Raw genomic sequence first — 15,891 nt, 5'->3', positions numbered from 1 at the left:
CTCAGATCACATCGATCACCGACGAGCCGAACCGGTCGATGGTCTCCAGCACGTGGGCCATGCTGTCGCCGGGCAGGTGCACAGACACCCAGGTAACACCCAGTGCGGCAAGCTTTTCCAACCCGTCAAGGTACGCGTCCGCGACAAAGTCGTCGCCGGCCGGACTACCGCCCTCGGAATTGGTGAAGGTTACATCCAGAGCCGAGAAGTCGCGGTTGATCGCCTCGCAACGCCGACGCAGGTCGTCGATGCCCGCGGCAAGAACTTCCAGCGAGTCCAGCGGCGCAGTTCCCGCCGTGCGCGCCAGGCCGGCCGGGGCTGGGAAGGGACACCACCCGTCTCCGAATTGAGCGACCCGCGCCCGGGCGCTGGTGGTGTTGCCGCCGACCCAGATCGGTGGGGGGCTCACCGGACGAGGGTGCGCGGTGATCCCGCGGGCATTGAAACGCTGCCCTTCATAACTGATGTCGTCGGTAGTCCATATAGTGCGAATCACTTCCAGGGCTTCCTCGAACAGCGCAGCGCGCTCGTCGTAGTCCACACCCAGCGCCGCGAATTCCTTCCTGAGGTATCCGACGCCGACGGCGAGGGTGAATCGCCCCTCGGACAGTAGATCCAACGTCGCACCGGATTTGGCCACCACGAACGGGTTTCGGTAGGGCAGCACCACGATGTTAGGGATCAGCCGCAATGTCGATGTATGCGCCGCCGCAAAGCCAAGGGCGACAAAAGGATCCAGCGCATCGTGACCGCCGGCTTCCAGCCAGCGCTGCGAGGGCGCCGGATGATCGGTGAAACCGAAGCCGTGAAAGCCGGCTTTCTCGGCTGCCGCCGCCACCGTCGCGATGCCGGCCCCGCCGGCTAGCTCCGGATTGTAAGGGTGACTGTGCATAGGGTGGGTGATGGTGAAGCGCATGGTATTTCAGAACCTTGCCGCAGCATCGATCGAGGTGTCGCTGGTACGCAGCGGACGGATCAGCGCCTCCTGGGCGAACGAGCACAGCAGATCGCCGTCCTCGGTGTGTACCGCGCCGCGCACGTAGGACATCCCAGCGCCGGCCTGGGTGCTCTCGTGGCTGTAGAGCAGCCAGCCATCCCACTGCACCGGCTCGTGGAAGGATACGAAGATCGACATCGGCGCGGTCGACACAGTCAAGTGCGCCTGCGCGGTACCGATACCCGCGTGGGCCCGCATAGTCGTCGAAATGCCAAGGTGCCCGGTGAAATACGCGACCAAGGCTTTCGCCAGGTCATCACGCTCGGGGATGGGGTCGTAGTGCAGCCACGCGTACAGCTCGGGAGGGCCGACTTCGTCGGGGCTGTTCACGTCGACCACGTCGACCAGCCGCAGTTCCCGCCCGACCATTGGCATCTCTGACAGGTTGGCCTCGGTGGGTCCCACCACGTCGGGCCGGATCAGATGGTGACGGATCACATCGTCGGTCGGAACATCGGTCAGCACGGTTACCACCACACAGCGCTTGCCGTTCTGCAACACCGAGACGATCGCGGTCGCCGTCGAGCGGCCCTCGTTCAGCACGTCGAGTACGAGCTCGATGGGCGGCCCGACCATGACGGCACGCGCAAACACCCCGTGCGCCGAGCGCACCGATTTGCCCTGGAACCGGTTTGCCACCGCCACGATCGCCTGCGCGACCACCTGGGTGCCTTCGACGACCTGCCGGCCGTCCTGTCCGGCCAGCCCGGTCTCGGCGGTGTAGCGGTCCGGGCCGGCGGCCTGCACTTCGAATAGTTCCAGCAGGGTCTCGACCGACCATTGCACCTGTTCGGATTCCGTCGTCAATGCACTCACCCCTCGCTCCGGCAGCTCACGGCCCAGCGTGACACTATGCGCATTATTTGTAAAGCTAACCGAACGCACCCCAAGACACCGTGCGTTGACAGCAACGCCCGCGGTGCATGACACTCTGGCAGTGATTTGTAACGGCACCGTGGCGCCGTCTCCGCTGGCCCAAGACTTTTGTTTCGGCGAGGGGCCGCGCTGGTTCGAGGGACTGCTCTGGTTCTCCGACATGCTCGGCGAAGCCGTGCACACGTGCGACATGCGCGGCTCGCTGACCACCGTGGTGCTGCCCGGTCATGCACCGTCGGGTCTGGGCTTCCGGCCTGACGGCTGCCTGCTGATCGTCTCCGCCGAAAATCGCACAGTGTTGCGCTATGACGGCGACACCGTCGTCCCAATCGCCGACCTCTCCGCACTCGCTCCCGCCGACCTCGGCGATATGGTGGTCGACGACGCCGGCCGCGCCTACATCGGATCACAGGCGTTTGACGGCGGCACCATCATCCGGCTGGACCCCGACGACACCGCGACCGTGGTCGCCGACAACCTCGCCTTCCCCAACGGCATGGTGATCACCGAGGACCGCCGCAGCCTCATCGTCGCCGAATCGATGGGCCGCCGGCTCACGGCATTCACCATCGGCGACGACGGCGGTCTCACCGACCCCACCGTCTTTGCCGACCGGCTGGATGGCCCTCCTGACGGCATCGCACTGGACGCCGCCGGTGGGGTGTGGACGGCGATGACGCTGGCACATCAGTTCGAGCGGATCACCGCCGGCGGCGAAGTGACCGACCGCATCGACATGGGCGATCGGGTGGCGATCGCCTGCGCACTCGGTGGCCCGGAGCGCCGCACCCTGTTTTTGCTATCGAGCACAGATGCTTATCCTCAGCGCCTGGTGGGCACCCGGCTGGCAAGGCTGGACGCCGTGCGGGTCGAGGTCCCCGGTGCCGGATTGCCCTGACACGTGAAGGTGGATGCCTTGTCCGATTCGTACTACGAGCTGATTCCAGACCCAGCAGCCACCGAAACTCGCGGCGAGAAGTTCCGTGCCACTGACCTGGCCCGCGGCACCTGGTCCTCCTCGATCCAGCACGGCGCCCCGGTGTCGGCACTGTTGACCCGCGCTCTGGAACGCTGCAAGCAACGCGAGGACACCCGGCTGAGCCGGGTGGTGATCGACCTGCTCGGCCCGATACCCGCCGACGGCGACCTGTGGGTGCGGTCGCGACTGGAACGCGGCGGCAAGCAGATCGAGCTGGTGACGGCCGAGATGCTGGCTCCCGGTCCCGACGGCGAACCACGCCCGGTCGCCCGGGCCAGCGGCTGGCGGCTGCAGCAGATCGACACCACGGCCGCGGCGAACGCGGCGGCACCGCTGCCCCGTCCGCGGTCCGAGGCGCACGACCGGGACATGAAAGCGCGCAACTGGGATACCAACTACGTCCACAGCTTGGAGTGGTTGTGGTTGACCGAGCGCCTCACCCAGGGGCCAGGCGAGTCGTGGATCAAGCCCACCGCCGCCCTGGTGGCCGGCGAAGAGATGACCCCGCTGGAGCGCCTGTTCGCGGTGGCCGATTGCGCCAACGGCATTGGCAGCAAGCTGGACATCAGCAAGTGGACGTTCCTCAACACCGACCTGGCCGTGCACGTGTTCCGAATCCCGCAGGGCGAGTGGATCGGCATCCGCGCCGAAACCAGCTACGGGCCCGACGGCATCGGCACCACGGTCGGCACCTTGTTCGATGAGCAAAGCGCGATCGGCGCCATCCAGCAGTCCGTCCTGGTTCGACCCAGACCTCCCAAGCAGCCAAAGGCGGACACATGAGCCAAGCTCCCGAAGTGACCGATGACTTCGACACCGACAGCTCGACACGTCAGCGCATCCTGGCGGCCACCGCCGAGGTCCTGGCCCGCAGCGGCAAGACCAAGCTCAGCCTCTCCGAGGTCGCAACCCAAGCCCAGGTTTCGCGGCCCACCCTCTACCGCTGGTTCGCCTCGAAAGAGGAGCTGATGTCGGCATTCTCACGGTATGAGCGTGAGGTCTTCGAACGCGGCCTCGCCAAAGCGACCGCCGGATTAAAAGGCGTCGAAAGACTGGACGCCGCAATGCGATTCATCGTCGACTACCAGTACTCCTACTCGGGTGTGCGGATGGTCGACATCGAGCCCGAGCATGTCATCGCGCAGATGTCCGGAGTGATCCCGGAGATGCGTGCGGGCCTGCAGCGGTTGATCCCTGGACCCAACGCCGCCGTCAAAGCTGCGACAGTGATCCGAATCGCGATCTCGCACTACGTGGTTCGCAGCGACGACGCCGAGGAGTTCCTGGCGCAGTTGCGACACGCGGTGGGGATCAAGGGGACGGACTGAACAGTACGGCGGCGTTCAGGTAGCCCGTCGGGTCCAGTGCCGCCTTGACGGTGCGCATCGCCGCGATGTCGGCGGCCTCTCGAGACATGCTCAGATATGGCCGCTTTCGGGTGCCGACACCGTGCTCTGAGCTCACGTTGCCGCCGCAGCCGGCGATCAGCTCCATCATCTCGGCGTACAGGTCTGCTTCTCGCTCGACCGGGAAACGCAACACGTTGAGGTGCAGGTTACCTTCCCCGATATGGCCGAACAGCAACGGCAACGAGTCACGCACCTGCCGACGCGCTAAATCCGCTGAGCGGGAGGCGAATTCGCAAATCGCACTCAAGGGCAGCGACACATCGAACTTCAGCGGCGGCCCATACACCCCTAGAACCTCGGCCAGCGACTCTCGCACCCGCCACAATCGTTGCTGCGCAGCCGCATCCACGCCCACCGCCGGCTCCCCGCACAGCTGTGCGTCGTCGAGCAACTCGGCTAGCCGCTCGGTCTGGTCGTGGTCGGCGGCCAGCTCCACCAGCAGCAGCCAGTCGCCGGCTACCGGCGGGGGAAAACCAAGGTGCTCGTGACTCAAGGCGGCCGCCCGGCCGTCGACCAACTCCAAGGCGGCGATCCCGTCCACCTCGGCGAACATGCGGCCGGCCGCCACCAATAGATCCAGCGAGTCGAACCCACACACCGCGGTCACCCGATGCGCCGGAATCGGGTGCAACCGCAGATCCAGCTCGGTGATCACACCCAGCGTGCCTTCGGCGCCGACGAAAAGCGACGCCATGTCGTAGCCGGTGTTGTCGCTTCGCACCCGGCTGTGCCGGCGCAACACCGAACCGTCAGGCAGCGCCACTTCGAGTCCGACTACCTGCTCACCCATGTTGCCGTAGCGGACGGTGCGCAGGCCACCAGCGTTGGTCGATGCCATCCCGCCGACGGTCGCGGTGTCACGCGCCGACAAATCCACCCCGAATACCAGCCCCGCCGACAAGGCCGCCGTCTGTACCGCCGCGAGCGAGACACCCGCACCGGTGGTCACGCGTCGCTCCACGGTATCGACTTCGCTTATTGCGGAAAGCCTTTCGGTGGACAGCAGCACGTCGTCGTGTTCAGGCACGGCACCGGCCACCAGCGAGGTCCGGCCACCCTGCACCGTCACGAAAGCCCCGGCGTCGCGGCAGATACGCAGCACCCCGGCGACCTCATCGGCCGAACCCGGCCGAACCAGCGCGCTGGCACGGCCCCGGTACCGGCCGGTGTGGTCGATGCTGCGGGCGGCCAGGACGTCGGGATCGGTCAGGACATGCTTGGAGCCCACCACATCGGCAAGGCTCGAAAGCATCAGAACTCTTTGTGCGGCACGTCGGTCACCAGACCGCCGTCCATGATGAATTCGCTACCCGTCGCGTAGGACGCTTCGTCACTGGCGAGGAACACCACGAAGGTGGCGACCTCGCGCGATTCGGCTGGCCGACCGAGCGGAATGGTGACCATATCCTCGGGCAGGTGGGCGGTCATCGGCGTGCGGATGAAGCCGGGGTGCAGTGAGTTGACCCGGATGTTAACCGGGGCCAGCTCCAGCGCGGCCGACTTGGTGATGCCGCGCACCGCCCACTTCGACGCGACGTACGGGTGCACGAACGGCGCACCCCGGATCCCCTCGATCGAGGAGACGTTGATGATCGACCCGCCACCAGCCTGTGTCATCGGGTCCACGGCCACCCGCATACCCAGGAACGTGCCAGTGAGGTTGACGTCGAGCACCTGCTGCCACTTGTCCATCCGGAACTCGCGCAGCGGTCCCGCCGCGACGATGCCGGCGTTGTTGACCAGCACGTCGAGCTTGCCGAAGTCGCCGGTGGCCGTCGCGACCGCGGCCTCCCACTGGTCGAGTTGGGTGACGTCGAGGTGCACGTAGCGCGCCGCGTCGCCGATCTCGGCGGCCAGCGCTTTGCCCTCGTCGTCGCGGACGTCGCCGATCACCACCTTGGCACCCTCTGCGACCAGCAGCCGCGCATGCTCGGCACCCATTCCGCGAGCGCCGCCGCTGATCAGCGCGACCTTGCCTGCTACCCGTCCCGGTCGTTCCATCGGCGAGGTTCCCTTCCGAAAACTGTTACGTAGCGACTAGATCGCTGGGGGTGTATAGGCCTTTACCGGAGACCAGCGGCAGGTCCAGCGTCGTCCGGATGCCGGGCGGCGCGGCCAGTACCGCGGGAATGGAGTTGACGATACGTCCGGCCGCGCCGGCGATCGCCGCGTGGTTGTGGTCGCCCTTGCGGCTCGTGGGCACGATGTCCACCGCGTAGGACGGCTCCCCGGTGATCTCAACGCGGTATGAGCCGCCGCCGGCGGCCGGTTGCTGCCAATCTGGTCGCAGGTCGGGCCGCAGCCGGGTGATGTGCTCGATGACGATGACGGGACGGCCCTTGACCATGCCGCGGATCTCGAATTGCAGCGCCGCCAGGGTGCCCTTGGCGACGTGCCCGACGGCGATGTCGAAGTCCTCCGGCGCCGGCTCGCGTTGATAGGACTCGGTGATTTCGTCGATCTCGATACCCAACCCGGCGGCCAGCTGCCGGATTGCCGTCCCCCAGGCGATGCTGAGCACGCCGGGCTGCAACAGCATCGGCAACTCTTCGTCCATAGGTCGGGCGAACCCCATGTAGTGCATCACCTCGGCGCCGTCGTAGCTGGCGTAGTCGTGGATCTCCATGCACCGCACCGATTCGATGCGCTGGCAGGTGCCGGCCAGTGCGAACGGAATCAGGTCGTTGGCGAACCCGGGATCGACACCGGTGATGAAAAGACTCGACTTCCCTCGTTGCGCAGCATCTTCCACCCTGGCGATGTACTTGTCGGGCATCACTTTCCACGGGTATTGCAGCAGGCCCGGGGACGACCCGACGACGTTGATACCGGCGGCCAGGATGCGCATCACGTCGGTCATCGCGTCCGGCAGGCGGGTGTCGCCCATGGCGCAGTAGACGATGCATTCGGGCCGTGCGGCCAGCAGCACGTCGAGATCGTCGACGGCCTTGACGCCGGTCGCGACGCCAGCGTGAGCGGTGCCGTCGAGACCGACCCCACACAGTTCGGCGGCGTCCTTGCCGACTTTCTCCGGTGTGGACACGCACACCCCGATCAGTTCGTACGCGGGGTTAGCGATCAGTTCGGCAAGGGCCAGACCGCCGACATTTCCGGTGCCCACATGGGCGACACGAATCGGCATGAGTGTCCTCCATCCCGCGGCGCTGCAGTTTTCTAGACACTAGTCCATAATTTTCCCCACCAATCAGCGGCACTATCGTTACGACATGAGCCCACGCAAGGACGTCGACTTCAGGTCCGGAGAAGATCGGATCAGTGCGTGGCTGTACCGGCCCGATTCGGGCGAACCCGCCCCCCTGCTGGTGATGGCGCACGGTCTCGGCGCGGTACGGACCATGCGACTGGACGCCTACGCCGAGCGGTTCAGCGCCGCGGGCTACGCCTGCCTGGTATTCGACTACCGCAACTTCGGCGACAGCGAGGGCCAGCCTCGTCAACTGCTCGACATCGACATGCAGCTCGCCGACTGGGCGGCCGCCGTCGACTACGCGCGCAGCCTGCCGGATGTGGACATCAACCGAATCGCCCTGTGGGGAACCTCTTTCAGCGGCGGACACGTGGTCCAAAGCGCGGCCCGGCTGCCGGGTATCGCCGCCGTCGTGGCGCAGTGCCCGTTTACCGATGGCCTGGCTTCCATCGGCGCCATCAAGCCACTGACCGCCGCGCGGGTCACCGCCCTAGCGGCACGCGACCTGCTGGCCGCGCGCCGCGGCAAACCCCCGGTGCTGATTCCGACCGCGGGCATGCCGGGCGAGACGGCGTTGATGACGGCACCCGATGCCTATCCGGGCTATCTACGCCTGGTGCCCGACGGAGTGGAGCTGCGCAATGAGGTCGCCGCGCGCATCGGGCTGAAGGTCATGGTCTACCGCCCGGGCCGCAGTGCCGCGAAAGTGCGCTGCCCGATTTTGTTCTGTGTCTGCGAAACCGACTCGGTGGCCCCGGCTAAAGTCACGCTGCACCACGCGGCCAAAGCACCGCGCGGCGAAATCAAGACATACCCCGAAGGGCATTTCGCCATCTACGTCGATGACGCGTTCGAACGCGTCATCGGCGACCAGATCGCTTTCCTCGACAAACACCTCAAGACCGCGATCTAACTCTCGAGTAAGAAAGCTTCGCCAAACGCCTGAATTCGGGCCAGCCGCGTTTTACGCTCTTTGATACCCAATACCTGCGGCTGCGGGGGAGGACGGGGGCGATGTCACAACTAGTCATTTCACCTGAATCGCTTGCGGGAGCGGCTACCGATGTGGACGAGATCGCCGCGGCGATCCATGCGGCCAACTCCGCGGCGGCGCGTCCCACCTCGAGCGTGCTCGCCGCTGCCGGCGATGAAGTCTCCGCGGCAGTCACCGCGCTGTTCAACGACTTCGGCGCGGAGTACCAACAGGTTGTCCGGCAAGCGAACGCTTTTCACAGCGAATTCGCCCGGGCGCTCGCGGCCGCTGGGACCGCGTACACGCAGGCCGAGCTCGCCGCCAACGCCGCGTTGTCGAACACGACCAGCCTCCTGACCGCCTCGGGAACGGCGTTGCCCGCAGCCGCACAGAACATCGCGCTGATCATGGGCGGCACCGGCAACCCGCTACCGCTGTCCGAGTACGTCACCGACATCGAAAACAATTGGATTAAACCGCTTTTCGGTTCCAGTTGGATTCCCACCAAGTTGCCCACGCCGGAACAGTTCTGGCCGATCACCCCCGACCTCGGCAATATGACGTACAACCAGTCCGTCGCCAAAGGCGTGAGCCTGTTGAACGCCGCCATCACTCATCAGGCCGAGCTGGGAAACAACATCGTCGCATTCGGCTATTCGCAGAGCGCCTCGATCATCAACAACGAAATCCTCGCGCTGATGGCGAACAACTCGCCCTTTCAGGGCCAGTTGTCGTTCATCATGGCCGCGGCCGGCAACAACCCGAACGGCGGCCTGCTGTCCCGGTTCCCCGGCTTCTACATCCCCATCCTGGATGCGACATTCAACGGCGCGACCCCGGCTAACAACCCGTACCCCACCCAGATCTTCACTGCACAGTACGACGGCATTGCCCACACTCCGCAGTACCCGCTCAATATCCTGGCCGACGTCAACGCCCTCATGGGCTACTTCTACGTGCACAACCAGTACCCGGCACTGTTGGCCAGCAACGCCGTCCAGCTGCCGACGTCGCCCGGCTATACCGGCAACACCGAGTACTACATGTTCATGACGCAGAACCTGCCGCTGCTGCAGCCGATCCGCGACATCCCCTATGCCGGGCCGGTGATCGCCGACCTGCTGCAGCCACCGCTGCGGGTGATGGTCGATCTCGGCTACAACTACGGTTACGCCGACCTGCCCACCCCGGCGGGCCTGATCAACATTCCCAACCCATTCAATGTCGCCTACTACCTGGGCCAGGGGCTACTGCAGGCCCCATACGGTGCCGCGGTGGAGATCGGTGTCCAAGCCGGATGGTGGGGTCCGGAGTACTTCCCGGACGCATATCCGTGGGTGCCGTCGACCAACCCGGGTCTGAACTTCTACTTCGGCCCGACGCTGAGCCAATCTCCGGTAACCGCAGTGTCGCTGCTCAGCGGCGGGCTGGGCGACGTGCTGCACGTGATTCCGCCGATCTTCAACTAGAACCGGCGTCTCAGCCAAGCGGAGACTGGGTGCGGATCGTCTCGTCGCGGATCAGCCCGCGCAGCAGTGCGGTGCTGAACTCGGCAGCGATCTCCTTGGCCGTGCGCCGGCCACTCGGGCGCAGCCACCGGTAGCTACCCAGCGTCATGCCGATATAGCCCAGCGCGAGCACGTGTGAGTCGCACTCGTAAAACTCACCGCTGCTGATGCCGCGGTCGATCAGGCCGTGCACATGCTCGTAGACCTGGGCTTCCTTCTCCCGTACCTCGGCGACCTGTTCGGTGGTGAACCACTCGGCGATGTAGGGCTGCTCCTGGAAGTAGACCGCGGCACGCTCGGGGTTGCCGGCGATGCCCATCAACAGCCGCACCGTGTACTGGTAGAGGGCTTCGCGTGCGGTCCAGGACGGGTCATCGTGCACGGCGGCCAGCGTTCCCTCGGCAGCCTGGCGATAGATGTCGAACAGGATCAGCGACTTGCTGGCGTAATAGTGGTAGACCGTCGCCTTGTTCAACCCGATCACGTCAGCGACATCGTCCATTCGGGTGCCGTGATAGCCGCGGGCAGCGAACAGCTTGGTGGCGACGGCCAGCAACTCCTCGCGGCGCGAAAGGCCATTTTCGGACGGCATCTGTTCTCACTATCGTCGCAATTACCAATCAACTGGTTGGACAGTTTACGGCCGATGCCGCCTGTCCCTGCGACGCGGATAGGACTAGACTCCTTAGGGTATTCAGTCGCGAGTCGCGCAGCAGACGAGAGGTGGGGAAATGGACCCGAGTCCTGACTACGACGGAAGCGATGAGATCGAGTACTTCTTCAGCTACCTGACCTGGGGCTTGCGCGGGGTCGAGGACGGCAACGGCTACCCGCCCCCGGCTTACCCGCCCGTCTAGATCTATAGGGCTTTCAGTTCCTCGGCGACCTCGGTCACCGATTTCTTCGCGTCGCCGAACAACATCGTGGTGCCCTCCCCGTAGAACAACGGGTTGTCGATGCCCGCGAAGCCCGAGTTCATCGAACGCTTCAGCACAATCACCGACTTGGCTTTGTCGACATTGAGGATCGGCATGCCGAAGATCGGACTCGATGCATCGTTGCGAGCCGCCGGATTGGTGACGTCGTTAGCGCCTATGACGATCGCGACGTCGGTACGGGCGAACTCGTCGTTGATGTCGTCCATGTCTTTCATCGCGTCGTAATCGACCTCGGCCTCGGCCAGCAGCACATTCATGTGCCCGGGCATCCGGCCGGCGACCGGGTGGATCGCGTACTTCACCGTGACACCCTTGTCCTCCAGCAACGACGCCATGTCCTTGACAGCGTGCTGCGCCTGCGCGACGGCCAGGCCGTAGCCCGGCACCACGATCACCTGGTTGGCATAGGCCATCTGGATCGCGGCGTCGGCGGCCGAGGTGGCTTTGACGGTCTTGTCTCCGGCGTCACCACCGCCGACGGCCACGCCGCCACCGCCGAACCCGCCGGCGACGATCGCCGGGATGGAGCGGTTCATCGCCTTGGCCATCAGGTTGGTCAGGATGGACCCGGACGCGCCGACGATCATCCCGGCCACGATCATCGCGGTGTTGTTCAGCGCCAGGCCCGCGGCCGCGGCCGACAAGCCCGTCATGGCGTTCAGCAGCGAGATGACCACCGGCATGTCGGCGCCGCCGATGGGCAACACCACCATCAGGCCCAGCACACCGGCCGCCGCCAGCAGGCCGATCATCCACCACAACGACACACCGCCGCTGCCGGGATGGGCGTCCAGCCCGATCACCACGGCGGCGACGACAGCCCCGACCAGCAGTAACAAATTGATCGGCTGCTGCAGCCGGCCAAAGCCGATCGGCTTGCCGTCGATGATCTCCTGCAGCTTGCCGAAGGCGATGATCGAACCCCAGAACGAGATCGACCCGATGATCGCGGCGAACAACGAAGCCACCACGATGTGCACGGTCGGCGATTCGCCGTGCTGGAACGCCGAGAAGCCCTTGGTCTCCATGAACTCCGCCAGCGCGATCAGCGCGACCGTACCGCCGCCGACGCCGTTGAAGAACGCCACCAGCTGCGGCATCGCGGTCATCTTGGTAAGCCGCGCCGGCGGGACGCCCAACACCACGCCCACCACCAAGCCGGCGATGATTAGCACCCACTGGTCGGTGTGCCGGATCTTGACCAGGGTGGCGGCGACCGCGATGGCCATCCCGACCGCGGCGATCAGGTTGCCACGCACCGCGGTCTTGGGACCGGTAAGGCCCATCAAGCCGTAGATGAACAGCGAGAACGCGAAAATATAGAGGACGATCACTAGGTAGTTCATTTGGCGCCCTCTTCAGATTTCGCCGGGAGGGCTTTCTTCTTGCCCTTGAACATGCCCAGCATCCGGTCGGTGACGATGAAACCACCGATGACGTTCAGGGTGCCGAACACGACCGCCACGAAGAGGATGATCTGCACCGCCAGCGACGGGTGCTCGACCTCGCCGAACACCACCAGCGCGCCGAGCACCACGATGCCGTGGATGGCGTTGGTGCCCGACATCAGCGGTGTGTGCAGCGTGTTGGGCACCTTGGAAATCACCGCGAACCCGACGAACCCGGACAACACCAGGATCGCGAGGTTGGCCAACAACTCGTCGTACATATTCAGGAGTCCTCTCCGGCGCGGGTCACACACGAATCCGCGATGACCTCGTCGGCGAAGTCGGGGTCCAGCTTGCCGTCTTTGATCAGCAGATCCAGCAGCGCGGTGATGTTCTTGCTATACAGCTCGCTGGCGTGCTCGGGCATGGTTGCCGGCAGGTTCAGCGGCGAAGCGATCGTGACGTCGTGCTTGACAACGGTCTGACCGGGCTCGGTGAGCTCGCAGTTGCCGCCGGTCTCACCGGCGAGGTCCACCACCACGCTGCCGGGCTTCATCGCCTCGACGGCGCCGGCGGTCACCAGCCGGGGAGCTGGACGTCCGGGAACCAGCGCGGTGGTGATCACCACGTCGAAACCGCTGATCGCCTTTTCCAGCGCCTGCTGCTGCTGTGCACGCTCGTCGTCAGTGAGTTCGCGGGCGTACCCGCCCTCCCCCGCGGCGTCGATACCGAGGTCGAGCCATTGCGCACCCACCGAGCGCACCTGGTCGGCGACCTCGGGCCGCACGTCGTAACCGGTGGTGCGGGCACCGAGCCGCTTGGCCGTCGCGAGCGCCTGCAACCCGGCCACGCCGACGCCGAGCACCAGCACGGTGGCCGGCTTCACGGTTCCGGCCGCGGTGGTCAACATCGGGAAAAACCGGGTGGACTCCGACGCCGCCAGCAGTACGGCCTTGTAGCCGGAGACGTTGCCCTGCGACGACAGCGCATCCATCGCCTGAGCCCGCGAGATACGCGGAATGGCCTCGAGCGCGAAGGCTTGCACACCGGCCTGCTTCAGCGCGCCGATCGAATTATCCGCGTTGCGCGGCGCCAGAAAGCCGATCAGCGTCTGCCCGCGGCGCAGCCTGCCCACCTCGGCGGCGGTCGGCGGCGCCACCTTCACCACAATGTCGGCTGCCCAGGCATCGCCGATGCTGGCGCCGGCGTCGGTGTAGAGCTGGTCGGGGAGCAGCGCCCGCTCGCCCGCGCCCGATTCGACCACCACCGCCAGGCCACTGTTCACCAATCCGGCGACCGCCTTCGGCACCAACGCAACGCGCCGCTCGTCGGCTCCGGATTCGGCCACCACGCCGACCTTCACGAGCCCTGTCTGCGCTTCTGTCATGGCGCGTATATCCACTTTCCGATGATTTTGCCGGGCACACCCCGGTCTGATTGCTCAGACACCCTACGGGACTTCCCAAACGCGCCAATAACGCGACCGGCAGAACGGAAATGTCCGGTGTACCGAAAGTGCCGGTCACCGCGTGTCATATCGTGGCGGACATGGACTTCGCGATGTCGGCCAAAGCCAGCGACTATCACAAGAAATTGTCCGATTTCATGACGGAGTACGTCTTTCCCGCCGAAGCCGAATACGACAAGTACCGGCACGAGGCCGGCCCGGACGACTTCACCGTTCCGCCGATCGTCGAGGAGCTCAAGATCAAGGCCCGTGAACGCGGCCTGTGGAACCTGTTCCTGCCCGCCGAGTCGGGCCTGACCAACCTGGAGTACTCGCCGCTGGCGGAGCTGACGGGCTGGAGTCTCGAGATCGCGCCCGAAGCGCTCAACTGTGCGGCTCCGGATACCGGCAACATGGAGACGCTGCACCTGTTCGCCACCGAGCAGCAACGCAAGGACTGGCTGGAGCCGCTGCTGGACGGCAAGATCCGCAGCGCCTTCTCGATGACCGAGCCCGCGGTGGCCAGCAGCGACGCCCGCAACATCGAGACCTCGATCGTGCGCGACGGCGCCGACTACGTGATCAACGGCCGCAAGTGGTGGACATCCGGCGCCGCCGATCCGCGCTGCAAGATCCTGATCGTGATGGGCCGCACCAATCCCGAGGCGGCCAGCCACCAGCAGCAGTCGATGGTGCTGGTGCCGATCGACACCCCGGGGGTAACCGTTGTGCGCTCCACCGGCGTCTTCGGCTGGCAGGACCAGCACGGCCACTGCGAGATCGTGTACGACAACGTCCGGGTTCCGGTGACCAACCTGCTCGGCGAGGAAGGCTCCGGTTTCGCCATCGCCCAGGCCCGGTTAGGACCGGGCCGCATCCACCACTGCATGCGTGCCCTCGGCGGCGCCGAGCGGGCGCTGGCGCTGATGACGCACCGAGCGAACAACCGCATAGCGTTCGGTCGTCCGCTGGCTGATCAAGGTATGGTACAGCACGCAATTGCCAAGTCCCGCAACGAGATCGATCAAGCCCGGTTACTGTGCGAGAAGGCCGCTTGGACGATTGACCGGCACGGCAACAAGGCCGCTCACCTACTGGTGTCGCAGATCAAAGCGGTTGCCCCGCAGGTAGCCTGCGACGTCATCGACCGCGCCATTCAGGTGCACGGCGCGGCGGGAATCTGTGACGACACCCCGTTGGCCCGGCTGTATGGCTGGCACCGCGCCATGCGGATTTTCGACGGGCCCGACGAGGTGCACATGCGGACCATCGCGCGCAGCGAACTGGGCCGCGAGCAGTCTGCGCTCGCGGCAGCGGTCACCAACAATGGCTGAAGGATTACGGGATCTGCCGGGCGCGTGGAACTTTCGCGACGTCGCCGACAGCACGGGTGCGTTGCGGCCCGGCCGGCTGTTCCGGTCCAGTGAGCTGAGCAGCCTGGACGACGACGGCCGCGCGGTGCTGCGCGAACTGGGTGTTACCGACGTCGCCGACCTGCGCGCGGCCCGCGAGGTTGCCCGGCGCGGACCAGGGCGCGTACCCGACGGCGTCGACATCCACCTGTTGCCGGTACCCGACCTGGGTGATGAGAAGGAGAGCGGGACCGATCAGGACGCGCCGCACGAGTCCGCGTTTAAGAGGATGCTCGCCGAAGGCGACCCCGGGGATTCCGACGAGGCCATCGAAGCCAAAGCAGTCGAGTACATGGTGGACGAATACCGCCAATTCCCAACGCGTAGTGGTGCGCAACGCGCGTTGCAGCGCGTCTTTACGCTGCTGGCCGCCGGCCGCCCGGTGCTCACGCACTGCTTCGCGGGCAAGGACCGCACCGGGTTCGTGGTTGCGACGGTGTTGGCGGCCCTCGGCGTGGATCGTGACGTCATCGTCGCCGACTATCTGCGCAGCAACGACGCCGTGCCGGCGTTGCGTGGTCAGATCATGCAGATGATCGCCCAGCGACCCGACGTCGAACTGACGCCAGAGGTCATCACCTTCACCAAAGCCCGGCTGTCCGACGGGGTACTGGGGGTGCGGGACGAGTATCTGGCCGCGTCCTGGCAGGTGATCGACGAATCCTTCGGGTCGCTGGACGCGTACTTGCGTGACGCCGGGATTACCGAAACCGAGGTGACGCGGCTCCGTAAGGCGCTGCTCGGCTGAGTCGCAAA

The 15,891-nt window shown here is 65.6% G+C and carries 17 protein-coding genes; 8 read left to right on the top strand and 9 right to left on the bottom strand.

Annotated elements, in window-relative coordinates:
• Window position 1: 1 nt before the first annotated feature.
• Both H0P51_RS02115 and H0P51_RS02110 read right to left on the bottom strand, forming a co-directional pair.
• The gene (locus H0P51_RS02115) at window positions 2-916 is read right to left on the bottom strand and encodes an LLM class F420-dependent oxidoreductase (protein ID WP_180916423.1); all 915 of its coding nucleotides are present in this window, start codon (window positions 914-916) and stop codon (window positions 2-4) included.
• A gap of 6 nt (window positions 917-922) precedes the next feature.
• Entirely contained in the window at window positions 923-1,813 is an 891-nt protein-coding gene (locus H0P51_RS02110; RefSeq protein ID WP_180916422.1) for an acyl-CoA thioesterase, read from the bottom strand.
• A 139-nt stretch (window positions 1,814-1,952) separates the two neighbouring features.
• On the opposite strand from H0P51_RS02110, the gene H0P51_RS02105 reads away from it, so the two are divergent.
• From H0P51_RS02105 to H0P51_RS02095, 3 genes are read left to right on the top strand one after another with little or no spacing between them, the layout of a single operon-like run.
• The gene (locus H0P51_RS02105) at window positions 1,953-2,771 is read left to right on the top strand and encodes an SMP-30/gluconolactonase/LRE family protein (protein ID WP_180918680.1); all 819 of its coding nucleotides are present in this window, start codon (window positions 1,953-1,955) and stop codon (window positions 2,769-2,771) included.
• Window positions 2,772-2,789: 18 nt separating this feature from the next.
• A complete protein-coding gene (locus H0P51_RS02100; protein ID WP_180916421.1) occupies window positions 2,790-3,635 on the top strand; it encodes a thioesterase family protein in 846 nt (281 codons plus the stop codon).
• A complete protein-coding gene (locus tag H0P51_RS02095) occupies window positions 3,632-4,180 on the top strand; it encodes a TetR/AcrR family transcriptional regulator (RefSeq protein ID WP_180916420.1) in 549 nt (182 codons plus the stop codon). Before H0P51_RS02100 ends, H0P51_RS02095 begins: the two co-directional genes overlap by 4 nt.
• On the opposite strand, the gene H0P51_RS02090 is transcribed toward H0P51_RS02095, so the two are convergent.
• The 3 genes from H0P51_RS02090 to H0P51_RS02080 are packed head-to-tail and all read right to left on the bottom strand — an operon-like array spanning window position 4,164 to window position 7,403.
• Window positions 4,164-5,513 carry an FAD-binding oxidoreductase gene (locus tag H0P51_RS02090; protein ID WP_180916419.1) on the bottom strand — a complete coding sequence of 450 codons (1,350 nt, stop codon included), beginning with the start codon at window positions 5,511-5,513 and terminating at the stop codon, window positions 4,164-4,166. The two genes, H0P51_RS02095 and H0P51_RS02090, sit on opposite strands and share 17 nt — an antisense overlap.
• A complete protein-coding gene (locus H0P51_RS02085) occupies window positions 5,513-6,262 on the bottom strand; it encodes a glucose 1-dehydrogenase (RefSeq protein WP_180916418.1) in 750 nt (249 codons plus the stop codon). The genes H0P51_RS02090 and H0P51_RS02085 overlap by 1 nt, the downstream gene beginning before the upstream one ends.
• A gap of 25 nt (window positions 6,263-6,287) precedes the next feature.
• Window positions 6,288-7,403 carry an NAD(P)H-dependent amine dehydrogenase family protein gene (locus H0P51_RS02080; protein ID WP_180916417.1) on the bottom strand — a complete coding sequence of 372 codons (1,116 nt, stop codon included), beginning with the start codon at window positions 7,401-7,403 and terminating at the stop codon, window positions 6,288-6,290.
• Window positions 7,404-7,488: 85 nt separating this feature from the next.
• Here H0P51_RS02080 and H0P51_RS02075 point away from each other — a divergent pair, with 85 nt between their 5' ends.
• Window positions 7,489-8,382, top strand: coding sequence for an alpha/beta hydrolase (locus tag H0P51_RS02075; RefSeq protein ID WP_180916416.1), 894 nt, complete (start codon window positions 7,489-7,491; stop codon window positions 8,380-8,382).
• 101 nt (window positions 8,383-8,483) lie between these two features.
• Complete coding sequence (locus tag H0P51_RS02070; RefSeq protein ID WP_180916415.1) at window positions 8,484-9,911, top strand: PE family protein; 1,428 nt, start codon at window positions 8,484-8,486, stop codon at window positions 9,909-9,911.
• 10 nt (window positions 9,912-9,921) lie between these two features.
• Here H0P51_RS02070 and H0P51_RS02065 read toward each other — a convergent pair whose 3' ends face one another.
• Window positions 9,922-10,542, bottom strand: a complete 621-nt coding sequence (locus H0P51_RS02065) for a TetR/AcrR family transcriptional regulator (RefSeq protein WP_180916414.1) — start codon at window positions 10,540-10,542, stop codon at window positions 9,922-9,924.
• A gap of 139 nt (window positions 10,543-10,681) precedes the next feature.
• Here H0P51_RS02065 and H0P51_RS02060 point away from each other — a divergent pair, with 139 nt between their 5' ends.
• Window positions 10,682-10,807 carry a hypothetical protein gene (locus H0P51_RS02060; RefSeq protein ID WP_180916413.1) on the top strand — a complete coding sequence of 42 codons (126 nt, stop codon included), beginning with the start codon at window positions 10,682-10,684 and terminating at the stop codon, window positions 10,805-10,807.
• Window positions 10,808-10,809: 2 nt separating this feature from the next.
• Here H0P51_RS02060 and H0P51_RS02055 read toward each other — a convergent pair whose 3' ends face one another.
• Genes H0P51_RS02055 through H0P51_RS02045 form a run of 3 tightly spaced genes read right to left on the bottom strand, consistent with a single transcriptional unit; the run spans window position 10,810 to window position 13,663 of the window.
• A complete protein-coding gene (locus H0P51_RS02055) occupies window positions 10,810-12,234 on the bottom strand; it encodes an NAD(P)(+) transhydrogenase (Re/Si-specific) subunit beta (RefSeq protein ID WP_180916412.1) in 1,425 nt (474 codons plus the stop codon).
• A complete protein-coding gene (locus H0P51_RS02050) occupies window positions 12,231-12,557 on the bottom strand; it encodes an NAD(P) transhydrogenase subunit alpha part 2 (RefSeq protein ID WP_180916411.1) in 327 nt (108 codons plus the stop codon). The genes H0P51_RS02055 and H0P51_RS02050 overlap by 4 nt, the downstream gene beginning before the upstream one ends.
• Window positions 12,558-12,559: 2 nt before the next feature.
• Complete coding sequence (locus H0P51_RS02045; protein WP_180916410.1) at window positions 12,560-13,663, bottom strand: Re/Si-specific NAD(P)(+) transhydrogenase subunit alpha; 1,104 nt, start codon at window positions 13,661-13,663, stop codon at window positions 12,560-12,562.
• A 173-nt stretch (window positions 13,664-13,836) separates the two neighbouring features.
• Between H0P51_RS02045 and H0P51_RS02040 the strand changes: the two genes are divergently transcribed.
• Together H0P51_RS02040 and H0P51_RS02035 are read left to right on the top strand one after the other, a co-directional pair.
• On the top strand, window positions 13,837-15,057 hold the full coding sequence (locus tag H0P51_RS02040; protein WP_180918679.1) for an acyl-CoA dehydrogenase family protein: 1,221 nt from the start codon (window positions 13,837-13,839) through the stop codon (window positions 15,055-15,057).
• Window positions 15,050-15,883: a tyrosine-protein phosphatase gene (locus H0P51_RS02035; protein WP_180916409.1), complete on the top strand. Its 834-nt coding sequence runs from the start codon at window positions 15,050-15,052 to the stop codon at window positions 15,881-15,883. Before H0P51_RS02040 ends, H0P51_RS02035 begins: the two co-directional genes overlap by 8 nt.
• Window positions 15,884-15,891: the final 8 nt, after the last annotated feature.

This window comes from Mycobacterium vicinigordonae (assembly GCF_013466425.1).
GTDB classification, from domain to species: Bacteria; Actinomycetota; Actinomycetes; order Mycobacteriales; family Mycobacteriaceae; genus Mycobacterium; species Mycobacterium vicinigordonae.
Note: the sequence above shows the minus strand (reverse complement) of the source record. Positions and strands in the feature narration are given on the sequence as shown.

What these genes read in the sequence shown, in the direction of transcription:
- H0P51_RS02115 (WP_180916423.1), bottom strand. Translation starts at nt 916, where the DNA reads ATGCGCTTCACCATCACCCACCCTATGCACAGTCACCCTTACAATCCG.
- H0P51_RS02095 (WP_180916420.1), top strand. Translation starts at nt 3,632, where the DNA reads ATGAGCCAAGCTCCCGAAGTGACCGATGACTTCGACACCGACAGCTCG.
- H0P51_RS02090 (WP_180916419.1), bottom strand. Translation starts at nt 5,513, where the DNA reads ATGCTTTCGAGCCTTGCCGATGTGGTGGGCTCCAAGCATGTCCTGACC.
- H0P51_RS02085 (WP_180916418.1), bottom strand. Translation starts at nt 6,262, where the DNA reads ATGGAACGACCGGGACGGGTAGCAGGCAAGGTCGCGCTGATCAGCGGC.
- H0P51_RS02080 (WP_180916417.1), bottom strand. Translation starts at nt 7,403, where the DNA reads ATGCCGATTCGTGTCGCCCATGTGGGCACCGGAAATGTCGGCGGTCTG.
- H0P51_RS02075 (WP_180916416.1), top strand. Translation starts at nt 7,489, where the DNA reads ATGAGCCCACGCAAGGACGTCGACTTCAGGTCCGGAGAAGATCGGATC.
- H0P51_RS02070 (WP_180916415.1), top strand. Translation starts at nt 8,484, where the DNA reads ATGTCACAACTAGTCATTTCACCTGAATCGCTTGCGGGAGCGGCTACC.
- H0P51_RS02065 (WP_180916414.1), bottom strand. Translation starts at nt 10,542, where the DNA reads ATGCCGTCCGAAAATGGCCTTTCGCGCCGCGAGGAGTTGCTGGCCGTC.
- H0P51_RS02060 (WP_180916413.1), top strand. Translation starts at nt 10,682, where the DNA reads ATGGACCCGAGTCCTGACTACGACGGAAGCGATGAGATCGAGTACTTC.
- H0P51_RS02055 (WP_180916412.1), bottom strand. Translation starts at nt 12,234, where the DNA reads ATGAACTACCTAGTGATCGTCCTCTATATTTTCGCGTTCTCGCTGTTC.
- H0P51_RS02050 (WP_180916411.1), bottom strand. Translation starts at nt 12,557, where the DNA reads ATGTACGACGAGTTGTTGGCCAACCTCGCGATCCTGGTGTTGTCCGGG.
- H0P51_RS02045 (WP_180916410.1), bottom strand. Translation starts at nt 13,663, where the DNA reads ATGACAGAAGCGCAGACAGGGCTCGTGAAGGTCGGCGTGGTGGCCGAA.
- H0P51_RS02040 (WP_180918679.1), top strand. Translation starts at nt 13,837, where the DNA reads ATGTCGGCCAAAGCCAGCGACTATCACAAGAAATTGTCCGATTTCATG.
- H0P51_RS02035 (WP_180916409.1), top strand. Translation starts at nt 15,050, where the DNA reads ATGGCTGAAGGATTACGGGATCTGCCGGGCGCGTGGAACTTTCGCGAC.